This is a genomic window from Lentzea flaviverrucosa (assembly GCF_003350445.1).
Classification (GTDB): domain Bacteria; phylum Actinomycetota; class Actinomycetes; order Mycobacteriales; family Pseudonocardiaceae; genus Lentzea; species Lentzea californiensis.
Window position 1 is genome coordinate 504,182 of sequence record NZ_QQAU01000003.1, and the last position, 20,038, is coordinate 524,219.

At 71.5% G+C, this 20,038-nt stretch carries 17 protein-coding genes; 10 read left to right on the forward strand and 7 right to left on the reverse strand.

What is annotated here, in order from left to right:
- Window positions 1-2 precede the first annotated feature (2 nt).
- A complete protein-coding gene (locus DFR72_RS12320) occupies window positions 3-581 on the forward strand; it encodes a DinB family protein (RefSeq protein WP_090063552.1) in 579 nt (192 codons plus the stop codon).
- Window positions 582-675: 94 nt separating this feature from the next.
- On the opposite strand, the gene DFR72_RS12325 is transcribed toward DFR72_RS12320, so the two are convergent.
- Window positions 676-1,746 carry an epoxide hydrolase family protein gene (locus DFR72_RS12325; protein ID WP_090062522.1) on the reverse strand — a complete coding sequence of 357 codons (1,071 nt, stop codon included), beginning with the start codon at window positions 1,744-1,746 and terminating at the stop codon, window positions 676-678.
- Window positions 1,747-1,809: 63 nt separating this feature from the next.
- Between DFR72_RS12325 and DFR72_RS12330 the strand changes: the two genes are divergently transcribed.
- From DFR72_RS12330 to DFR72_RS47880, 3 genes are all read left to right on the forward strand, one after another.
- Window positions 1,810-2,736: a helix-turn-helix transcriptional regulator gene (locus tag DFR72_RS12330; protein WP_090063551.1), complete on the forward strand. Its 927-nt coding sequence runs from the start codon at window positions 1,810-1,812 to the stop codon at window positions 2,734-2,736.
- The gene (locus DFR72_RS12335) at window positions 2,729-3,304 is read left to right on the forward strand and encodes a pyridoxamine 5'-phosphate oxidase family protein (protein ID WP_090062520.1); all 576 of its coding nucleotides are present in this window, start codon (window positions 2,729-2,731) and stop codon (window positions 3,302-3,304) included. Before DFR72_RS12330 ends, DFR72_RS12335 begins: the two co-directional genes overlap by 8 nt.
- 267 nt (window positions 3,305-3,571) lie before the next feature.
- Complete coding sequence (locus DFR72_RS47880; protein WP_425459882.1) at window positions 3,572-3,868, forward strand: hypothetical protein; 297 nt, start codon at window positions 3,572-3,574, stop codon at window positions 3,866-3,868.
- On the opposite strand, the gene DFR72_RS12345 is transcribed toward DFR72_RS47880, so the two are convergent.
- Window positions 3,845-5,131 (reverse strand): M20/M25/M40 family metallo-hydrolase, encoded by a 1,287-nt coding sequence (locus DFR72_RS12345; protein ID WP_090062519.1) that lies wholly within the window; start codon window positions 5,129-5,131, stop codon window positions 3,845-3,847. The genes DFR72_RS47880 and DFR72_RS12345 overlap by 24 nt on opposite strands.
- Before the next feature lie 79 nt (window positions 5,132-5,210).
- Window positions 5,211-6,038: a M55 family metallopeptidase gene (locus tag DFR72_RS12350; protein WP_090062517.1), complete on the reverse strand. Its 828-nt coding sequence runs from the start codon at window positions 6,036-6,038 to the stop codon at window positions 5,211-5,213.
- 44 nt (window positions 6,039-6,082) lie between these two features.
- Here DFR72_RS12350 and DFR72_RS12355 point away from each other — a divergent pair, with 44 nt between their 5' ends.
- The 4 genes from DFR72_RS12355 to nikE are packed head-to-tail and all read left to right on the forward strand — an operon-like array spanning window position 6,083 to window position 11,135.
- The gene (locus tag DFR72_RS12355) at window positions 6,083-7,840 is read left to right on the forward strand and encodes an ABC transporter substrate-binding protein (protein ID WP_245982839.1); all 1,758 of its coding nucleotides are present in this window, start codon (window positions 6,083-6,085) and stop codon (window positions 7,838-7,840) included.
- The gene (locus DFR72_RS12360; protein ID WP_256237173.1) at window positions 7,841-8,791 is read left to right on the forward strand and encodes an ABC transporter permease; all 951 of its coding nucleotides are present in this window, start codon (window positions 7,841-7,843) and stop codon (window positions 8,789-8,791) included.
- A complete protein-coding gene (locus DFR72_RS12365) occupies window positions 8,788-9,606 on the forward strand; it encodes an ABC transporter permease (protein WP_090062515.1) in 819 nt (272 codons plus the stop codon). The genes DFR72_RS12360 and DFR72_RS12365 overlap by 4 nt, the downstream gene beginning before the upstream one ends.
- On the forward strand, window positions 9,603-11,135 hold the full coding sequence (nikE, locus tag DFR72_RS12370; protein WP_090062514.1) for a nickel ABC transporter ATP-binding protein NikE: 1,533 nt from the start codon (window positions 9,603-9,605) through the stop codon (window positions 11,133-11,135). The genes DFR72_RS12365 and nikE overlap by 4 nt, the downstream gene beginning before the upstream one ends.
- Window positions 11,136-11,819: 684 nt before the next feature.
- On the opposite strand, the gene DFR72_RS12380 is transcribed toward nikE, so the two are convergent.
- Window positions 11,820-14,552, reverse strand: coding sequence for an AfsR/SARP family transcriptional regulator (locus DFR72_RS12380; RefSeq protein ID WP_090062511.1), 2,733 nt, complete (start codon window positions 14,550-14,552; stop codon window positions 11,820-11,822).
- Between the two features lie 158 nt (window positions 14,553-14,710).
- On the opposite strand from DFR72_RS12380, the gene DFR72_RS12385 reads away from it, so the two are divergent.
- Window positions 14,711-16,828, forward strand: coding sequence for a choice-of-anchor P family protein (locus DFR72_RS12385; RefSeq protein ID WP_090062510.1), 2,118 nt, complete (start codon window positions 14,711-14,713; stop codon window positions 16,826-16,828).
- A gap of 27 nt (window positions 16,829-16,855) precedes the next feature.
- Here the strand turns inward: DFR72_RS12385 and DFR72_RS12390 are convergent, their stop codons facing one another.
- On the reverse strand, window positions 16,856-17,242 hold the full coding sequence (locus DFR72_RS12390) for a cupin domain-containing protein (protein ID WP_090062508.1): 387 nt from the start codon (window positions 17,240-17,242) through the stop codon (window positions 16,856-16,858).
- 53 nt (window positions 17,243-17,295) lie between these two features.
- Here DFR72_RS12390 and DFR72_RS12395 point away from each other — a divergent pair, with 53 nt between their 5' ends.
- The gene (locus DFR72_RS12395; RefSeq protein ID WP_090062506.1) at window positions 17,296-18,267 is read left to right on the forward strand and encodes a GlxA family transcriptional regulator; all 972 of its coding nucleotides are present in this window, start codon (window positions 17,296-17,298) and stop codon (window positions 18,265-18,267) included.
- Here the strand turns inward: DFR72_RS12395 and DFR72_RS46840 are convergent.
- Both DFR72_RS46840 and ligD read right to left on the reverse strand, forming a co-directional pair.
- Window positions 18,245-19,147, reverse strand: a complete 903-nt coding sequence (locus DFR72_RS46840) for a GrpB family protein (protein WP_090062505.1) — start codon at window positions 19,145-19,147, stop codon at window positions 18,245-18,247. The genes DFR72_RS12395 and DFR72_RS46840 overlap by 23 nt on opposite strands.
- 33 nt (window positions 19,148-19,180) lie before the next feature.
- Window positions 19,181-20,035: a non-homologous end-joining DNA ligase gene (gene ligD / locus DFR72_RS12405; RefSeq protein ID WP_090062503.1), complete on the reverse strand. Its 855-nt coding sequence runs from the start codon at window positions 20,033-20,035 to the stop codon at window positions 19,181-19,183.
- Window positions 20,036-20,038: the final 3 nt, after the last annotated feature.

Genomic DNA, 20,038 nt, shown 5'->3' on the forward strand with positions numbered 1-20,038 from the left:
GCATGGCCTCTGACCCGAAAGCCGACCTGCACCGCTACCTGAAGGTCGCCCGCGAGGCGTTCCTGTGGAAGCTCGAAGGCCTGTCGGAGTACGACGTGCGGCGCCCGTTGACGCCCACGGGCACGAACCTGCTGGGCCTGGCCAAGCACCTGGCCGGGGTCGAGGCGGGCTACTTCGGCGACTGCCTGGGCCGCCCGTTCCCCGAGAAGCTGCCCTTCGACGTGGACGCCGACCCGAACTCGGACATGTTCGCGACCGCGGACGAGTCGCGTGAGGACGTGCTGGGGCTGTTCGCGCGGGCGACGGCGTTCGCCGACACCAGCATCGAGGAGCTGCCGCTGGACGCGCCCGGTGTGGTGCCGTGGTGGCCGGAGGAGCGCAAGTACGTGACGCTGCACCTGCTGCTGGTGCACGAGATCGCCGAGGTGAACCGGCACGCCGGGCACGCGGACGTCTTGCGCGAGGGCCTCGACGGGGTGGCCGGGCTGCGGGCGGGCAACTCGAACCTGCCGCAGCAGGACTGGCAGGCGCACTGGGACCGGGTGGAACTGGAGGCGCGCAAGGCATCAGGCCGGGCATGAGCGCACGGGTGGTGGCCGGGTGCGGGGACGCACCCCCAGGAACGTCCCGGCACCCGGCCACGATCAGCGGGCGACGCGCGCGTGCCGCGGGACGTCAGCCACGGATCTCGCCGGGCTGGAAGGCGGAGAAGTACTCGAGGACGTCGGCGACGTAGAGGTCGGGTACCTCGCTGGCCGGGAAGTGGCCGCCGCGGTCGTACTCGGTCCAGTGCTCGACCTGGTGGCCGGGATCGAGCAGCGAGCGGATGCCGGTGTCGGCGGCGAAGGTCGCGAACCCGGTGGGCGCGGTCGCGGCTTCCCAGGTGCCGGGTGAGTTCATCGACTCGTGGACGAACTCGGCCGAGGTGGCGCCGGTGCCGGTGAACCAGTAGATCGACACGGCGGTGAGCAGGGCGTCGTGGTCGACCGTCGTGGACCAGGCGTGGAACTTCTCGAAGATCCACGCCAGCAGGCCGATCGGCGAGTCGGTGAGGGAGAAGCCGATCGTCCAGGGCTTGGTGGACATGAGCTGCAGGTAGCCCAGGCCGGTGGCGACGAGGTCGTTGAACCGCCGGGCGCGCGTGAGTTCGGTCCCGCTCAGGCCGCCGAACGGGTGGGCGCTGGGGCCGTTGACGTGCATCGCGGTCACGGCCGGGGTCAGGCGGCTCATGGCGCCGGCGATGCCCGCGCCGACGTCGCCTGCCTGGATGCCGTAGCGGCGGTAGCCGAGGGAGTCCATCAGGGTGACGAACGCGGCGGCGGTGCGGGAGACCTCCCAGGTGCCGGTGACCGGGGTGGAGAACCCGAAGCCGGGGATGGACGGCACGACGACGTGGTGGTCGCGGGCGAGGTCGGCGAGCACGGCGGTGAAGTCGGCGAAGGTCGAGGGCCAGCCGTGGACGAGCAGCAGCGGCAGGGCGTCCTCGCGGGTGCTGCGGACGTGCACGAAGTGGATCGGCTGGCCGTCGATCTCGGTGACGAACTGCGGGAAGGCGTTGAGGCGGGCCTCCGCTGCGCGCCAGTCGAAACCGCCGGCCCAGTACTGCGCCAGGGAACGCAGTTCGGCGACGGGCACGCCCCTGGTCCACCCGTCGGTGCCGGCCTGGGCCGGCCAGCGTGCCGTGCTGAGGCGGTGGCGCAGGTCGGCGAGGTCGGCTTCGGGGATGTCCACGCGGAAGGGGTTCATGACTGTCACGGTAGGAGCGATTGCGGAAAGGTTCGTTCCGCGTTGTGCGGCAGGATGGTGCTCATGTTGGAGACGTCGGCACGGTTGCTGAGGCTGCTGTCGTTGCTGCAGGCCTCACGTGACTGGACGGGCCCGGACCTGGCCGAACGGCTCGGCGTGACGACGCGGACCATCCGCAAGGACGTGGACCGGCTGCGCACCCTGGGCTATCCGGTGCACGCGACGCCGGGTGCGGCGGGCGGGTACCGGCTGGGCGCGGGGGCGACGCTGCCACCGTTGCTGCTCGACGACGACGAGGCGGTGGCGGTCGCGCTGAGCCTGAGCACGCAGGACTCCGACACTGCGGGCCGGGCGCTGCGCAAGCTGGAGCAGGTGCTGCCGGGCAGGCTGCAGCACCGCGTGAGCGCGTTGCAGGAGTACACGGTCGGCACGGCCGAGGAGCTCGACCCCGAGGTGACGGTGCAGATCGTCAACGCCTGCCGGGCTCGCGAACGCCTGCGGTTCGACTACGTGAAGTTCGACGGTGAGCAGGACCGGCGCGAGGTGGAGCCGTACCGGCTCGTGCACATGCGCGGCCGCTGGTACCTGGTCGGCTGGGATCTGGGCAGACAGGACTGGCGCACGTTCCGGGCCGACCGCGTGCGCCCGCGCGTGCCGACCGGCCCGCGGTTCTCCGCGCGTGAGCTGCCGGATCTGGAGGCCCACCTGGCGAAGGGGCTGGCGACGGCGGCGTGGCGGTTCCGGGCGACCGTGACGGTGCACGCGCCGGCCGCGGAGGTGGCGGCGAAGGTCCCTGCGGCGCTGGTGGAGGCGACGGGTGAGTCGTCGTGCCGGTTGACGGCGGGCGCGGACACGGTGGAGATGCTGGCCGTGTACCTGGGCGTGCTGGGGTGCGGGTTCTCCGTCGACGGACCGCCGGAGCTGGTTCAGCACCTGGGAAAGTTGGCTGACAGGTTCCGCGAGGCGATCAATACTGCTGAGCATGGGTAAGGAATACGAGCGGATCGAGCCGCGGCTGCGGGAGTTCATCGAGAACCAGAAGGTGTTCTTCGTGGCCACCGCCCCGCTGGCGGGTGACGGGCACGTCAACCTCTCGCCCAAGGGCCGGCAGGGCACGCTGCGGATCCTCGACGACCGCACGGTGGCCTACCTGGACTTCGGTGGCAGCCACGCCGAGACGATCGCGCATCTGCGGGAGAACGGGCGCGTCACGTTGATGTGGTGTGCGTTCGAGGGCCCGCCGAACATCGTGCGCGTGCACGGCCGCGGTGAGCCGGTGTTCCGCGACGATCCGCGCTTCGCCGAGCTGGTGGCGGGGTTCGGGGAGGCGGACGGGCCGGCGTTGCGGGCGGTCGTCGTGGTGACGGCGGAGCTGGTCAGCGACACGTGCGGGTTCGCGGTGCCGTTCATGGACTACCGCTCGGAGCGCGACCTGCACGCGGACTACTTCGGCCGCAAGAGCGACGAGGAGTTCCGCGAGTACACGAACAAGAAGCCCTACAACAACGCGAGCATCGACGGCCTGCCCGCCATGGAGCTGCCACTGCCGCCCCGCTGAAAAACTCTTCGGCGGGGATGTCCAGAACGTCGTCGCGGCTCCGTCCCCCGGGCATGACGACGATGACGCAGAGCGAGATCTCCGAGGTCCTGAACCGTCCGTGCAGCAAGGAACTGCTGCACCGCGACATGCTCAGGATGGCGTACGTGGCCAAGGACGGCACGCCGCGCGCCGTGCCGATCGCGCACACCTGGAACGGTGCGCAGATCGTGCTGTGCACCTCGACGAACGCGCCGAAGCTGCACGCGCTGCGGGCCCGACCCGGTGGTGGCGCTGACGATCGACACCGAGGTGCACCCGCCGAAGATCCTGCTGATCCGCGGCACGGTGGAGCTGGACGAGGTCGACGGCATCCCGCAGGAGTACCTGCGGATGAACGGCAGCTACCAGATGAGCGCGGAGCAGCGGGTGCAGTGGGAGCGCGAGGTGCGGTCGCTCTACGACGGCATGGTGCGGATCGTGGTGACCCCGACGTGGGCGAAGCTGATCGACTTCGAGACGACGCTGCCCAGCGCGGTGCAGGAGCTCGTCGAACGCCGGTCAGCTCGACAGGAAGCGGTCTAGGACGCGCACACCGAACTCCAGGCCCTGCACGGGGACGCGTTCGTCGACGCCGTGCGCCATCGCCCGGTAGTCGAAGTCCGCGGGCAGCCGCAGTGGCGAGAAGCCGTAGTTGTGGATGCCCAGCCGGCTGAACGCCTTGGCGTCGGTGCCGCCGCCCAGGCAGTACGGCACGACGGCCGCGGCGGGGTCCTCGTCGCGCAGGGCGTCGGCCATCGCGGTGAACCAGGGCGTGTCGATGGGGGCCTCGACGGGCGGCTGGTGCTCGAGGAACTCCCGGGTCACGCCGGGCGGCAGCAGCGAGTCGATGGTGGCGACGAGCTCGTCGACGGTGCCGGGCAGGGTGCGGACGTCGAGCTGGGCGGTGGCGGTGCCGGGGATGACGTTGACCTTGTAGCCGGCCTGCAGCATCGTCGGTGTGGTCGAGCAGCGCACGGTGTTCTCGGCCAGTTTCGCGGCGGGACCGAGCCGGGCCAGCGTCGCGTCGACGTCGTCGAGGTCGACCTCCACGCCCAGTGCCTTGCCGGCGCCGACGAGGAACGCCTCGACGGTCGGGGTGAGCCGCACGGGGTGCTGGTGCGCCGCGATCCGCGCCAGGGTGGTGGCCAGCGCCGTCACCGCGTTCTGGTCGTTGCGCCGTGACCCGTGCCCGGCGCGGCCGGTGGCGGTGAGCTTCATGTGCGAGGTGCCGCGCTCGGCGGTGCCGATCGGGTAGAGCCGCACGCCGTCGACGTCGTAGGAGAACGCCCCGGACTCGCTGATCGCCGCCTGCACCCCCGCGAAGTAGGCGGCGTGGTGCTCCACGAGCCAATGCGCCCCGTAGGCGCCCTGGTCCTCTTCGTCGGCGACGAACGCCAGCACGACGTCACGGCGTGGACGGCGGCCCTCGGTGTGCCAGCGGTTGATCACGGCCAGCGTCATCGCGGCCATGTCCTTCATGTCGACCGCGCCCCGCCCGTGCACGAACCCGTCGCGGATCTCCCCGGCGAACGGGTCGAAGCTCCACTCGGCCGGGTCGGCGGGCACGACGTCGAGGTGGCACTGGACCAGCACGGCGGGCAGCGACGGGTCGGTGCCGTGGATGCGCGCGAGGACGTTGGTGCGCCGCGGGGCCGGTTCGAGCAGCATCGGCTGCACCCCGTTGTCCCGCAGCAGCGCCGCGACGTGCTCGGCGGCCTCCCGCTCACCGGCGGAGTCGCCGCCACCGCGGTTGGTGGTGTCGAAGCGGATCAGCTGCGCGCACACCTGCGCGACGTCCAGCGGCATGAATGCCACCGTATCCGGCGCCCTGGTGTGGAATTGTGACGGCCCCGTGCCGATCGGTGGAGGACACCGGTGTGAGGGGTCAGCCGTAGACGTCCTCGATCGCGGCGGCCGCGATGTGCGTGACGACCTTGAACGTCTTCATCGCCTCGGTCATCGACGCGGCGTCGAACCCGACGCGGCGCACCCCGATCAGGTCCACGGTCGGCACGATCGCGGCGGCGTCGGCCAGGTGCGAGGCGTCGAACTCGATCTCGATGCGGTGCGGTGCCACGACCCCGGCGCAACGCCCTGCGGAGGCCATCGCCGCGGTGGCCGCTTCTGTGATGTGTGAAGAAGTGACGGCGGGTGGCAGGCACACGGCCGCGTACCGCGACACGCACTCCTTGACGGCCACGGTCCACGCCGAGCCCGCGTAGGACGCGGCGTCGGAGCAGGTGAGGTCGTCACCGGTCACGAGCAGCACGGGAACGCCGTACTCGGCGGCCAGGGCGGCGTTGAGGCGGCCTTCGGAGGCGAGCACGCCGTCGAGCCACACGCCGGTGATGGAGTTCTCCAGGTAGGTGTGCGCGAGGACGCCTCGGGTGCCCGCGGCGGTGTGGTAGCCGAGAAACACCACTCCGTCCACATCGGAGTCGATACCTTGCATCATCGACAGCGGCTTGTGCCGGCCGGTGAGCAGGCGCGCCGACGCGTGGAGGTCTTCGAGCAGGAGGTTGCGTTGCGAGGAATGCGCCTCGTTGACGACCACCTGCTCCGCTCCGCCCGCGACGAGGCCGGTGACACAGGCGTTGACGTCTGCCGTGAACATGCGCCGGAACCGTTGCCACTGCTCGGTGCCGGGGACGACGTCCCCGGTCCAGGTGACTCCGGTGGCGCCTTCCATGTCCGCCGAGATCATGATCCTCACATCTCGGTAAGTTAGCGGTGGGCTGCTGGGGAAGAGGGGTTTTCGTGCGGGTGAAGTTGTGCGCGTTGCTTGCCATAGCAACGACTTTGGGGCTTTCGGCGCCTCCGGCATCGGCGCAGCAGCCGGTGGTCCTGAAGGTCGCGATCGTGCAGCAGATCGACTCGATGAACCCGTTCCTCGCGGTGTTCCAGTCGAGCACCGAGATCGGCCGGTTGATGTACGACTACCTGACCGCCTACGCGGCGGAGGACCAGTCGGTGACCGAGGGCCTGGCGAACAGGTGGGAGCCTTCACCCGACAGGCTGACGTGGACCTTCACGGTCCCCGAGGGCAAGACGTGGTCCGACGGCGTGCCGATCACGGCGCGCGACGTCGCCTTCACCTACGACCTGATGCTGACCGACGAGGTCGCGAGGACCGCGAACGGCAGCTTCGTGAGCAACTTCGCCGAGGTCACCGCGCCGGACGACCGGACGGTGGTCATCAGGACCAAGACGCCGCAGGTGACGATGCTGGCGCTGGACGTGCCGATCGTGCCCGAGCACGTGTGGTCGAAGGTCGGCAGCATCAAGGACTTCGCCAACGACAAGATGCCCGTGGTGGGGTCCGGGCCGTTCGTGCTGTCCGAGCACGTGCCGGGGCAGTTCATCAAGCTCCAGGCCAACAAGACCTACTGGCGTGGCGCGCCGAAGTACGACGAGCTGCACTTCGTGTACTTCCAGAACTCCGACGCCGCGGTGCAGGCACTGGCCAAGGGCGAGATCGACCTGGTCAACCGGATGGCACCGGCCCAGTTCGACTCGCTGCAGGGCAAGGCCGGCGTCACCCGCAACAAGGCGATGGGCCGCCGCTTCACCGAGCTGATGATCAACCCCGGCGCGCAGACCCGCACCGGCGAGCCGATCGGCGACGGCAGCCCGGTGCTGCGCGACGTGCGGGTGCGCCGGGCCCTCGCGCAGGCCATCGACCTCGACGCCCTGGTGGCGCGGGTGAACCTCGGCTACGCGGAGAAGGGCGCCGGTCTCGTGCCGCCGGTGTTCGGCAAGTACCACTGGCAGCCCTCCGCGGCCGAGGCGCGCACGTTCGACCCGGCCGCGGCCGGCGCGGCGCTCGACGCCGCCGGGTATCCGCGCAAGGCCGACGGCACCCGCTTCCCGTTGCGGCTGATCGGCCGTGCGGGCCGGGCCTACGACGAGCAGGCCAGCGAGTACCTCAAGCGGTCGATGAGCGACATCGGCGTCCCGCTCGACGTGCGGCTGGTGTCGGACAACCAGCTCAACGAGTCCACCACCGCCGCCACCTACGACCTGGCGTTCTCGGGCTGGTCGACGAACATCGACCCGGACTTCGTGCTGAGCCTGCACACCTGCGCGCAACGGCCGGGCGCCGACGGCAAGGGCGGCACCACCGACACCTACTTCTGCGACGAGACCTACGACAAGCTCTACGCCCAGCAGCTCTCGGAGTTCGACGAGGCCAGGCGCGTCGAGATCGTGAAGCAGATGCAGGCCCGCTTCTACGACCAGGTGCCCGCGGTCGTGCTCGCCTACGAGAACGCGCTGGAGGGCTACCGCTCCGACCACTTCGCGCGGTTCACCACGCAGCCCGCGCAGGGTGGCGTGATCATGGCGCAGAACGGCATGTGGGGGTACTACGGCGCCGAACCCGCGCAGCGCACCGCGCAGGCCGCGAGCACGGGCTGGACCGGGTTCGCGGTGGCCGGCGGGGTGGTCGCGGCGCTGGTGGCGGCGTTCGTGGTGCTGGCGCGGCGGCGCAGGGCGACGGCAGGGGAGCGCGAGTAAGTGCGTCTGGCCGGTCGGTTCGGTGGTGCCGCGCTCAGCTTGCTGATGGTGGCGGTGCTGGGTTTCTTCCTGTTCCGGGTGGTGCCCGGCGACCCGGTGGTCTCGATGACGCGCGGTCGTCCGACCACGGCGGCGATGCAGGCCGAGCTGCGTGCGCAGTTCGGCCTGGACCGTCCGCTGCACGAGCAGTTCTGGAGCTACTTCACCTCGCTGCTGCGCGGTGACCTGGGCACGTCGTTCACGTTCCGGCGCCCGGTCTCCGACGTCGTCCTGGAGCGGCTGGGGCCGACGTTGCTGCTGGTGGGCACGGCGACGCTGATCGCCGTGCTGCTGGGACTGTGGCTCGGGGTGCGGGCGGCGTGGCGGCGGGACTCGGTGTTCGACAAGGTCACGACGGGGGTGTCGCTGACGTTGTGGGCGGTGCCGACGTTCTGGCTGGGCATGCTGCTGATGATGCTGACGGGGGACCTGTTCCCGTCGCGGGGCATGCGCGACACCGACACGGCGCCGGACTTCGTCTCGCAGGCCCTGGACGTGGGCCACCACCTGGTGCTGCCGTCGGTAACGCTGGTCGCGGTGGTGTGCGCGGAGTACGCGCTGGTGATGCGGTCGTCGTTGCTGGAGGAGATGCACGCCCCCTACCTGATGACGGCGCGCGCCAAGGGGCTGCGCGACGACCTGGTGCGGCGCCGCCACGCCGTGCCCAACGCGGTGCTGCCGGCGATCACGCTGGTGTTCCTGCGCTTCGGGCTGGTGGTGGCCGGGGCGATCACGACGGAGACGGTGTTCTCCTGGCCGGGTCTGGGGCTGTTGTTCTACGACGCGCTGACCGGGCCGGACTACTTCCTGCTGCAGGGGCTGCTGGTGGTGACGGCGGGCGCGGTCGTGGTGATGAACCTGCTGGCCGACCTGCTGCACGGGGTCCTCGATCCACGGGTGAAGGTCGTATGAACAGGTTCGGCAGAACAGGCCTCGCTGGTGCCGGGGTCCTCGCGGTGGCGGCGCTGGTGGCGTTGGTCGCGCCGCTGCTGATCGACGCGGACTCGCTGGACGTCACACGGGTGACGGCGCAGGCGTGGCAGGCGCCCGGCGCCGGGCACTGGCTGGGCACCGACCACACGGGACGGTCGGTGGCGTTGCTGATGGCGCAGGGCACCGGGACGTCGTTGTTCGTCGGGCTGACGGCGGCGATCCTGTCGGTCGGCATCGGCACGCTCGTCGGGATCGTGAGCGGTCATTTCGGTGGTCTGCTGGCGGGGGCGTTGCTGCGGGTCACGGACTTCTTCCTGGTGCTGCCGGCGCTGGTGCTGGCGATCGCGCTGTCGACGGTGCTGCCGCGCGGGCTGGGCACGATCGTGCTGGCGATCGGGCTGACGAGCTGGCCGTCGACGGCACGGATGGTGCGGGCGCAGACGCTGACGATCGAGGCCCGGCCGTTCGTGGAACGAGCACGGGCGCTCGGAGGCGGCCACGGCCACGTCATCGCACGGCACGTGGTGCCGTCGGTGGTGCCGCTGGTGCTGGTCAACGCGACGCTGGCGGTGGCGTCGGCGATCGTGGCGGAGTCGACGCTGGCGTTCCTGGGCCTGGGGGATCCGACGCGGATCTCGTGGGGCGCGATGCTGCACCAGGCCCAGCTGCACGGGGCGGTGCCGCAGCAGGCGTGGTGGTACCTGCTGCCGCCGGGGCTGGCGATCGTGGTCGTGGTGCTGGCGTTCACCCTCGTCGGGCGGGCGCTCGAAGCCGTTGTGACGCCGAAGAGGTGAACCCGGTGCTGGAGCTGAAGAACCTCTCCGTCCACTACGGACCGAAACGCGTCGTGAGCGAGGTGGACCTGACGCTCGCGCCGGGGCAGACGCTCGGGCTGGCGGGCGAGTCGGGGTCGGGCAAGTCGACGGTGGCGATGTCGGTGCTGCGGCTGCTGCCCAAGACCGCGCGGGTCGAGGGCGAGATCCTGCTCGACGGCGACGACGTGCGGACGATGTCGTGGGGCCGGTTGCGGGCGGTGCGGTGGGCGTCGGCGTCGATCGTGTTCCAGGGCGCGATGCACTCGCTCAACCCCGTGCGCCGCGTCGGTGACCAGATCGCCGAGCCGATGCGGCTGCACGGCACCGGGGGCGGCGTGACCGAGCTGCTGGAGCAGGTGGAGCTGCCGCGGGAGAAGGCGCGGGCGTATCCGCACGAGCTCTCGGGCGGGCAGCGGCAGCGGGTGATGATCGCGATGGCGCTGGCGTGCGGGCCGCGGCTGGTGATCGCGGACGAGCCGACGACGGCGCTGGACGTGGTGGTGCAGGCGCAGGTGCTGGCGGTGCTGAAACGCCTGGTCGCCGAGCAGGACCTCGGGTTGCTGATGATCAGCCACGACCTGTCGGTGCTGGCCGAGACCTGTGACGACCTCGCGGTGATGCATCGCGGTGAGCTGGTCGAACGCGGCCGCACGCGTGAGGTGATCGCGAACCCGCGCCACCCGCACACCGCGGCGCTGACGGCGGCGTTCCCGGTGATCGGTGATCCGGCGCACCGCTGGGCCGAGCCCGCGCCGGAGCCGGAGCCGTTGCTGCAGGTGCGGGATCTGGTGGTGGACTACGGGCGCACCCGCGCGGTCGACGGGGTGGACCTGACGATCGGGCGGGGCGAGATCGTGGCGCTGGTCGGCCAGTCCGGCTCGGGCAAAACGACACTGGCCCGTACCATAATGGGGCTGCGGAAGCCGTCCTCCGGTCGGGTGATCTTCGACGGTGCTGAGGTGGCCCGCTCGGGCAGGGCGCTCAAGGCCTTCCGGCGCCAGGTGCAGCTGGTGCTGCAAGATCCGTCCAGCGCGCTCAACCCCCGGCACACGGTGTTCGACGCGGTCGCCGAGGGGCTGCGCGTGCACGGCCTGGCCGACGACCAGGAAGCGCAGGTCACGGCCGCTGTGGAACGCGCCGAGCTGCGTCCGGCGAGCCTGTACCTGGAGTCGCTGCCGCACGAGCTGTCGGGGGGTCAGCAGCAGCGGGTGGTGATCGCCGGGGCCCTGGTGCTGCAGCCCCGCCTGCTGGTGGCCGACGAGCCCGTCGCATCGCTGGACGCCTCGGTGCGGGGCGAGATCGTGGCGCTGCTGCTCCGGTTGCGCCGGGAGCTGGGCCTTGCTTCATTGATCATCACGCACGACCTAGGGCTGGCGTGGCAGATCGCCGACCGGGTCGCGGTGATGCATCAGGGGACAATCGTGGAACAAGGCTCAGTGGAAGAAGTCCTCCTCACCCCGTCTCACGACTACACGCGCGCCCTGCTGCGCGCGGTGCCGCAGGTCTGAGCGTGATCCCGCTCGAACACGCCCGGCACCGGGCCGCGCTGACGCCCGCCGAGATCGGGCGGGGCGGCGCTGAGGGCTGGGTGGCGGTCGACGAGGTGCCGGCGCTGGCGCGGCTGGCGTGGCAGGACCTGGGCCGCCCGCCCGGTGTCCTGGGTGAGCTCGCCGGGGCCAGCGAGCCCGAGCACGTGCTGGAGCTGTGCCGGATCCTGGCCTCGACCTCGCGTGCCGACACCGCCGCGGTGTGGCGGTACCTGGCCGCGGACTTCGAGCACACCGGGGAACGCTCCGACGGCAGGCAGCGGTTCCTGCTGGACAGGGCGACGCGTGGTGAGGGCATGAACTGGCACGACTACTCGGCGCTGATGGGCATTGCCCGGCCGGAGGAGGTCGACGCGGCGTTCGACCGGGGTGAGGACATGGTCGGGGTGGCGGTGATCGGCCTGGCCCTGTCGCACCCGGACCCGCTGGTGGCGTTGCGGCGGGTGGCCCGGGCGCTGGACCACAACCGCCTCGAGGTCCGCCGCCAGGGCGCGACGGCGCTGGCGCACGTGGCCCGCATCCACGGGGTGGTGTCGCGCGAATGCCTGCAGGTGCTGCGCCGCCACCCCGACGAGGTGGCCGAGGACGACCTGTGGACGTTCGTCGCGCACCGCGGGCTGCCGGCGTGGCTGTGGTGGCGGCGGATCAGGTCGCGCAGGTCAGGGGCAGGGCGGCGAGCTCCTCGCGCACGGAGGCCTCGGTTACGAGGTCGCGCTGCCCCTGGGCCCGGCGCAGCGCGTCCTCGAAGTGCCGGCGGGCCTGGACGGGATCGCCTTCGGCCTTCGCGAGGCGGCCGCGTTCCACGGCGATGTGGCAGCGCATCTGGTCGGGCCCGTACCAGCCGCCGGGGCACCGCTCCCACGCCCGGTCGCACTCCTGCCGGGCGGTGGCGTAGTCGCCGGTGACGCGGGCGAGCTCGGCCAGGCCCAGGTGGGCGCCGGCCTGCACCACGAGTGCTCCGGCACGCCGGGCCAGGGTGAGCGCGAGGCCGAAGTCGGTGCGTGCGGCGTCGAGGTCGCCGGCGAGCAGGGTGGCCTGGGCGCGGCCGATGACGGCTTCGGCGGTGTCCTCGGTGGCGCCGAGCTCGTCGAGCAGGCTCCGGCCGCGTTCGATGTGGGCCAGGGCACCCGCGGCGTCGCCTCGGGTCAGGGCGATCTCGCCGAGCTGGTTGAACGCCAGCGCCGCGCCCCAGCGGTCGCCGAGCCGCGTGAACGCCTCCGCGGCCCGTGCGAGCAGGTCGGCGCCCGCCACCGGGTCGCCTGCCATGCGTGCCACGAGACCGTCGCCGACCAGCGCGAGCGCGGCGCTCCACGGGTCGGCGCCGAGCAGCCGGTTGCGGCGGTGCCAGACCTCGGAGTCGCCGTCCGGCGCGCCCAGCGCCATGCCCCACATCATGGTCATGATCGGGTAGCGCGGCGGGTCGAGGAGCCTGTCCATCATCGCGTCGGCCTGGCGGATGCGGGCGCTCTGGTCACCGGTCGCGACGGGCCAGGCGATCAGCAGGCACAGCGCGTACTCCTGCTCGCGGCCGTGCGGCGGGGTCTCGCCGCACGCGTGCAGCACGGCGTCGGCCTGCTGGGCCGCTTCGGTGCGCAGGCCGCGGAACCAGTAGTAGGTGGCGAGCGCCGCGACGAGTTCCAGGGCGAGGGGCACGTCGTGGCGGGTGGCCCAGGTGACGGCGGCGACGAGGTTGTCGTGCTCGGCGGCGAGCCGGGCGAGCCACTGGATCTGGTCGTGGGCGCGCAGGTGCGGTTCGGCCTGCTGCGCCTGCCGCAGGAACCAGCGCGCGTGCTGTGCGGCGAGGTCCGGGGCGTGGGTGGCGCAGAACGCGCGGATGGTGTCGAGCATGCGGTAGCGGTCGTCGGCGACCTCGACGAGTGACTTGTCCGCCAACGAGGTCAGCGTGTCCACATCGGACTCGCACACGGCGGTGACGGCGTCGAGGCGGGCGCCGCCGCAGAACACGGTGAAGCGGGCGGCGAGGTCGCGTTCGGCGTCGGTGAGCAGGTCCCAGCTCCACTCCACGACGGCGTGCAGCGTGCGGTGGCGCGGCGCGGCGGTACGACTGCCCTTGGACAGCAACCGGAACCGGTCGTCCAGGCGCGCCGTGATCTCGGTCAGCGGCAGGGTGCGGACGCGGGCGGCGGCGAGCTCGATCGCCAGCGCGATCCCGTCCAGCCTGCGGCACACCTCCGCCACGACGCCCAGATCGGCGTGGAAACCCGGCTTCACGGCCTGCGCCCGGTCCAGGAACAGGCGGGTGGCTGCGGCGTCGTCCAGCGCGGCGACCGGGCTCAGCGTCTCGCCGGTGATGCCCAGCGGTTCCCGGCTCGTGGCCAGCACCCGCACGTGCGGGCACGAGGACAGCACGGAGCCGAGCACGCGGGCGGCGTCGTCGACGACGTGTTCGCAGTTGTCCACGACCAGCACGACCTCACGTGCCGCCAGCGCCGCCCGCAGCCGGAGCTCGACCCCGACCGGTCCCGCCGCCAGCAGCCCGGCCTCGCGCACCCCGAGGCCGTCGAGCAGGGCGCGGGCGACGTCGGTGGTGGCGCTGAGGTCGACGAACGCCACCTCGCCCGGTTCGCGGTGCGCGACCTCGACGGCCAGCCGCGTCTTGCCGGTGCCGCCGGGGCCGATGAGCGTGACGAGCCGGTTGTCGCGCAGCCACTTCGACACCCGCCGCAGGTCCTCGTCGCGGCCCACGAAGCTGGTGAGCTGCGCGGGCACGCCCCGGTGCGGTGCCTGGGCCCGCAGCACCTCCAGGTGCGCGGCGGCGAGCGCGGGGGAGGGATCGACGCCGAGCTCGGCGGCCAGCAGCTCCCGGCCCCGCGCGAACACCTCCAGCGCCTCGCCCTGGCGGCCGTCGTGGTGCAGCGACCGCATCAGCGCCGCCCGCAGGTCCTCCCGCAACGGGTGCTGCGCGAGCAGGTCCCGCAGCTGTGCCGTGGTCCCACCGGACAGCGTGGCGGCGATGAGCATTTCGGTCAGGTGCTGCCGTGCCACCGGTACGAACGGCGCGTCGACGTCGGCCAGCGCCGGTCCGCGCCACAACGCGAGCGCCTGCGCGGCGCGTCCGGCGGCGAGCAGCTCGGCACAGTGCAGGTGATCCACCTCGGACGATGCGGCGACGAGCCGGTAGCCCGCCGGGTGGTGCTCGACCACCAGCCCCGGCACCGCGCGCCGCAACCGCGAGATCTGCGACTGCAGGGCGTTGGCCGCCCCGGCGGGAGGGTCGGCGTACAAGCCGCCGATCAGCTGGTCGTGCCCCACGATCCGCCCAGCGTCGAGCACGAGCATCGCCAGCAGCGCACGCTGTCGCGGCGCCGCGACCTCCACACCGTCGACCAGCACCGCACCGAGCACCCCGAACCTCACAGGCCTGATTGTTCCCGAGCCGGGGGATCTACGAGGCCGGAACCGGCGCTGCTCTGAATAGGTCGACTATCGATGCATTCCGGTGACCGGGCGTATCAGCGCCACCCCGTGCGGTCTCCTTCCGTTCGGTCGGGGACGAACTCATCGAGCGGAGAAGCATGAGACCCAGCATCACGGTCGGCGCCGCGCTAGCGGCCACCGTGGCACTCGCCATCCCTGCGCACGCGGCCACCGGCAACCTGCCCGGCGGCACCAGCATCGGCGTCACCATCACCGCCCCGGCGAACAACGCCGTCGTCGTACCGGGACCGGTCACCGTCACCGGCAAGGCCAGCATCGGTACCGGCGCCGCGGTCGTCGACACCGCGCTGACCTACGTCGTGGACGTGTCCGGCTCCACCGCCGCCGGCGTGGCCGCGGGCTGCGGTGGCGACCAGAACGGCGACGGCTCGCTCAACACGGTCCTCGACTGCGAGGTCGCCGCCGTCAAGGCCCTGCACGCGAAGGCCGCGGTCGCGAACACCGTCGTCGGCAGCGTCGGCGGGGCGGTGTTCGGTTCGTCCGGCGCGACCGTCGACGTCAGCCCGGCGGCCGGCGAGCAGAAGGTCGTCGCGCCCGCCACCGACGCCAACGGCAACGGCACCACCGACGTCGTCGAAGCGCTGAGCAGCGCCCGCATCGGTGGCGTGAACCTGTTCACCAACCACAGCGTCCCGACCGGCACCAACTTCGCCGCGGGCCTGGACGCGGGCCTCGCCTCGGCCGTCGTGGCACCCCAGCAGCGCAAGCTGATGGTGTTCCTGTCCGACGGCGCCGGCAGCGGCAACGTCGACGCCGCCCTGCAGCAGGCCGTGAACGCGGGCATCAAGATCTTCACCTTCGCCGTGTCCAGCGGCTCCGGCTGCGACATCGGCCCGGACTCGCTGCGCAAGATCGCCGAGACCACCGGCGGCACCTGCACCGAGGTCCCGGACGTCTCCCAGCTGCCCGACGTCGTGCCCGGTGTCATCGCCTCCAAGCTCACGCAGCTGACGCTGAAGGTCGACGGCGGCGCGGACCTCCCGATCACCTCCATCACCCCGGCCCTGCCGCAGGACGGCCCCGCGACCGTCGACTACACCGTCGACACCCCGGCACTGGCCCCGGGCACCCACCAGCTGTGCGTCACCGCACGCGGCACCGACGGCGGCGGAGCCGGTGACGTGACCGAGTGCGTCACGGTCAAGGTCAACGCCCCGCCCGTGGTCAAGCCCGGCGGCCCCTACGCGGGCCAGGAAGGCACCGACGTCGGCCTGGCAGGCCTGGTGACCGACCCCGACGGCCCATCGCTGGGCACGGCGTGGACCGCGACCCCGCAGTCCGGGGTGGACGCGGGCGCGACCTGCTCGTTCGGCGACGCCGCCGCGCAGACCACGACGGTCAAGTGCACCGATGACGGCGTGTGGGAGCTGAAGCTGACCGCGAACGACGGCCTCAACCCGCCCGTCGCCGCGACCACCACGCTCACGCTGTCCAACGTCGCCCCGCAGGCCGCGCTGAGCGCGGACAAGACGCTCGTCACCCGTGGCACGACGGTCAACTTCACCGCGCCGTTCACCGACATCGCCACCAACGACAAGCACACCTGCACGTTCGACTTCGACGACGGCTCCCCGGTCGTGAACGGCGCCGTCGCCCAAGGCGCCGGCAGCGGTACCTGCACCGGCTCACGCACGTTCACCGCTCTGGGCGCGCACAACGTCCTGGTGACCGTGACCGACGATGACGGCGCCGCCGCCACCGCGGTCGTGAAGGTCGTCGTCTACCTGCGCGGCGAGGCGTGGGCACTCAACGCGACCGGCCTGATCACCGTCGCCAAGACCCCGCACGCCCAGTGCCCGCCCAACGAGGACAAGACCGTCGCCGCGGTCAACGTCCTGGGCCTGGCGTCGGTGAACGCCCTGCACACCGACTGCACCCTCGACGCGAACACCGGCCGCACCGTGGCCTCCGCACGGGTGGAGGGAGCGTCACTGCTCGGTGGGGTGATCAAGCTCAACGCCATCGAGGCCAAGTGTGAAAGCGACGCGAACGGCGTCACCGGCTCGTCGAAGGTCGGCACCCTCAACGGCCAGCCCATCGGCACCGGCCCCGCCACCGTCGGCATCCCCGGTGTCGCGACCGTGCACCTCAACGAGACCGCGACCGGACCGAACGGCCAGCTGATCCAGAACGCCGTCCGCGTCCGCACACTGCTCGGCCAGGAGATCATCCTGTCGGCCTGCCGCCTGGGCTGACCTCGCTGGGCTGACGCCCCTGCGGCGTCAGCCCAGTTCGTGCCCGATCGTCGCGTCCACGTGCGCCGGGACCTCGTCGTGCCGGTCACCGACCGTCGAGGTCCCGGAGGGCTCGAACAGCAGGATCCGCGCACCGTCCGGGGACGACGGCTTGTGGAACGTTCCCTTCGGCACCGTGAACACCGAGCCCTGGGGCAGCACGACCGTGCGCTCGCCGCCTGCTTCACGCAACCCGATGCGCAGCTCGCCGTCCAGGACGAGGAAGAACTCGTCGGTGTCGTCGTGCACGTGCCAGACGTGCTCGCCCCGCACCTTCGTGACGCGCACGTCGTAGTCGTTGACACGGGTGATGATCCGCGGGCTCCACAGAGCGTCGAACGAGGCCAGGGCGTCGTCCAGGGCGATGGGGTTCATGCGAACGAGCCTGTCCTGTGACACCGACCGGACGTGAGTGCTAGGAATCGCACATGCCGCAAGAATCCTCGCACCGCGTCGTCGTCATCGTCGACGAGAACTCCAACCCGTTCGAACTCGGCTGCGCCACCGAGGTCTTCGGCCTGCACCGCCCCGAGATCGGCGGCCACCTCTACGACTTCCGCCTCTGCGCACCCGAACCGCACACGGCGATGCGCGAGGGCTTCTTCACCCTCACCGGAGTCACCGGCCTGCACGCCGCCGACGACGCCGACACCCTCATCGTCCCCAACCGCCCCAACGTCGGCGCACCACGACGCCCCGAGGTCCTCGACGCCATCCGCCGCGCCCACACCCGCGGCGCACGCCTCGTCGGGTTCTGCAGCGGCGCCTTCACCCTCGCCGAAGCAGGCGTCCTCGACGGCCGCCGCGCCACCGCCCACTGGCAATGGGCCGACGACTTCCGCACCCGCTTCCCCGCCGTGCACCTCGAACCCGACGTCCTGTTCGTCGACGACGGCGACATCCTCACCTCCGCCGGCAGCGCCGCCGCCCTCGACCTCGGCCTGCACCTCGTCCGCCGCGACCACGGCGCCGAGATCGCCAGCTCCGTCAGCCGCCGCCTCGTCTTCGCCGCCCACCGCGACGGCGGCCAGCGCCAGTTCGTCGAACGCCCCGTACCCCACCTGCCCGACGAGTCACTCGCCCCCGTCCTCGCCTGGGCCCAGCACCACCTCGACACCCCGCTCACCGTGACCACGCTGGCCGCCCGCGCCGCCGTCAGCCCGGCCACCCTGCACCGCCGCTTCCAGGCACAACTCGGCACCACACCGCTCGCCTGGCTCACCGCCGAACGCATCACCCTCGCGTGCCGGCTCATCGAACTGGGGGAGCGGCGCTTCGACGTCGTCGCCCGCCGCACCGGCCTCGGCACCGCCGCCAACCTGCGCGCCCTCATGCGCCGCGAAACCGGCCTCACCCCGTCGGACTACCGGCGCCGCTTCAGCCCAGCGCCCGCAGGGTGATCCGCCGCACCACCCGCGTCTTCGCGTCCGCGTAGTCCTGCACCCGCTCCCACGTCCGCACCGCGAGCTCCCGCTTCACCCGCTCGTACTCCTCCCGATCCGCGTCGTGCGACCGCAGCCGATCCCGGAACGCCAGCATCCGATCGACCTCCACACACCAGGGGGAGAAGACGTGCATGTTCACGTTCGGCACCGCGCCCTTGAGCAACCTGTGCTCGAACCAACCCGGCTCCCGCGCCCACAGGTAGTAACCCGCCTCCACCAACGCCGGCACATAAGCGTCCTCATCACGCGAATCCGGCACCACCAGCACGATGTCGATCAACGGCTTCGCCGCCAGCCCCGGCACCGACGTCGACCCGCAGTGCTCCACCCGCACCACCCGCTCACCCAGCGCGGCCCGGATCTTCGCCTCCTCCGCCGCGTACCACCCCGGCCACGCCGGGTCGTACTCCGCCAGCACGATCGGCGCGTTGTGCGGCGGAGCCTGCGTCACGAACTCCACCTCGGCCGGTTCCTCCGGCACCGCCGCCCACGCACGTTCGAGGACCTCCAGCTCCCCACCCGGCCCACGATCCCCAGGGTTGTCGCGCAACCAGTCCCGCAACAACAACCGCCGCCACACCACGGCACACCCACGCGGATGCACGTGCACCTCGACACCCGGCCGCGTCAACACCCGATGCTCGTGCCAGGACTCCCGCACCGACACCCGAAACCCCGCGACCTCCAACGCAGGCACGTACGACGCCTCATCCGCGGGGTCGTCCACCACCAGCACCAGCTCGACCACCGACGCCGCCCCCACGTGCTCCAGCTCCGCACCCGGCAACACCGCCAGCACCCGCGCACGCTCTCGTTCGACGAGCCCGACATCCACGGCAACCCCCCAGATCGGCAGTCGGCCAGGATATCAACTCCCGAACAACTCACCCGCGCTCTCGACCCGCTCCAGCACCTCGTCCGCCGTGAACAGCAGATCCTCCACGACCTCGCAGTCCTCGACCTCGTCCCACGTCACCGGCGTCGACACCGCCGGCCGCTCCCGAGCCCGCAACGAATACGGCGCCACCGTCGTCTTCGCCGGATTGTTCTGCGACCAGTCGATGAACACCTTCCCGGTGCGCTGCGCCTTCGCCATCGTCGACACGATCAGCTCCGGATGCTCCTGCGCCAGCCGCTGCGCCACCGCCTTCGCGTACTCCGAGGTGTCCTTCGCCGGGGCATACGCGTACACCTGCATCCCCTTGTTGCCCGACGTCTTCGCCCAGCAATCCACACCGTCGTCGTCCAGCACCACCCGCACCCGCTCCGCCACCCGGCAACACTCCACCAGCGTCGCCGGCGCACCCGGATCCAGGTCGAACACCAGCAGATCAGGATCCCGCTTCCCACCCCGCGGCCCCACCGTCCACTGCGGCACGTGCAACTCCAACGCCGCCAAGTTCGCCAGCCACACCAGCGTCGCCAACTCGTCCACCATCACGTAGTTGACGGTCTCGTTGCCCTTAGTACTGCCCGGCGACTCCAACCGCATCGTGCGCACCCACTCCGGACGGTGCTCCGGCGCGTTCTTCTCGAAGAACCACTTCCCGTCCACCCCGTTCGGAAAGCGCTTCAACGTCACCGGACGGTCCTTGAGATGGGGGAGCAGCACCGGCGCGATCCGGGTGTAGTAGTCGATCACCTCACCCTTGGTGAACCCGAACCCCGGATACAGCACCTTGTCCAGGTTCGTCAGCTTCAACACCCGGTCCTCGACACGCACCGT

Excerpts from the sequence above, each read along its gene's own strand:
- DFR72_RS12320 (WP_090063552.1), top strand. The coding sequence starts at position 3 with ATGGCCTCTGACCCGAAAGCCGACCTGCACCGCTACCTGAAGGTCGCC.
- DFR72_RS12325 (WP_090062522.1), bottom strand. The coding sequence starts at position 1,746 with ATGAACCCCTTCCGCGTGGACATCCCCGAAGCCGACCTCGCCGACCTG.
- DFR72_RS12330 (WP_090063551.1), top strand. The coding sequence starts at position 1,810 with ATGTTGGAGACGTCGGCACGGTTGCTGAGGCTGCTGTCGTTGCTGCAG.
- DFR72_RS12335 (WP_090062520.1), top strand. The coding sequence starts at position 2,729 with ATGGGTAAGGAATACGAGCGGATCGAGCCGCGGCTGCGGGAGTTCATC.
- DFR72_RS12345 (WP_090062519.1), bottom strand. The coding sequence starts at position 5,131 with ATGCCGCTGGACGTCGCGCAGGTGTGCGCGCAGCTGATCCGCTTCGAC.
- DFR72_RS12365 (WP_090062515.1), top strand. The coding sequence starts at position 8,788 with ATGAACAGGTTCGGCAGAACAGGCCTCGCTGGTGCCGGGGTCCTCGCG.
- DFR72_RS12385 (WP_090062510.1), top strand. The coding sequence starts at position 14,711 with ATGAGACCCAGCATCACGGTCGGCGCCGCGCTAGCGGCCACCGTGGCA.
- DFR72_RS12390 (WP_090062508.1), bottom strand. The coding sequence starts at position 17,242 with ATGAACCCCATCGCCCTGGACGACGCCCTGGCCTCGTTCGACGCTCTG.
- DFR72_RS12395 (WP_090062506.1), top strand. The coding sequence starts at position 17,296 with ATGCCGCAAGAATCCTCGCACCGCGTCGTCGTCATCGTCGACGAGAAC.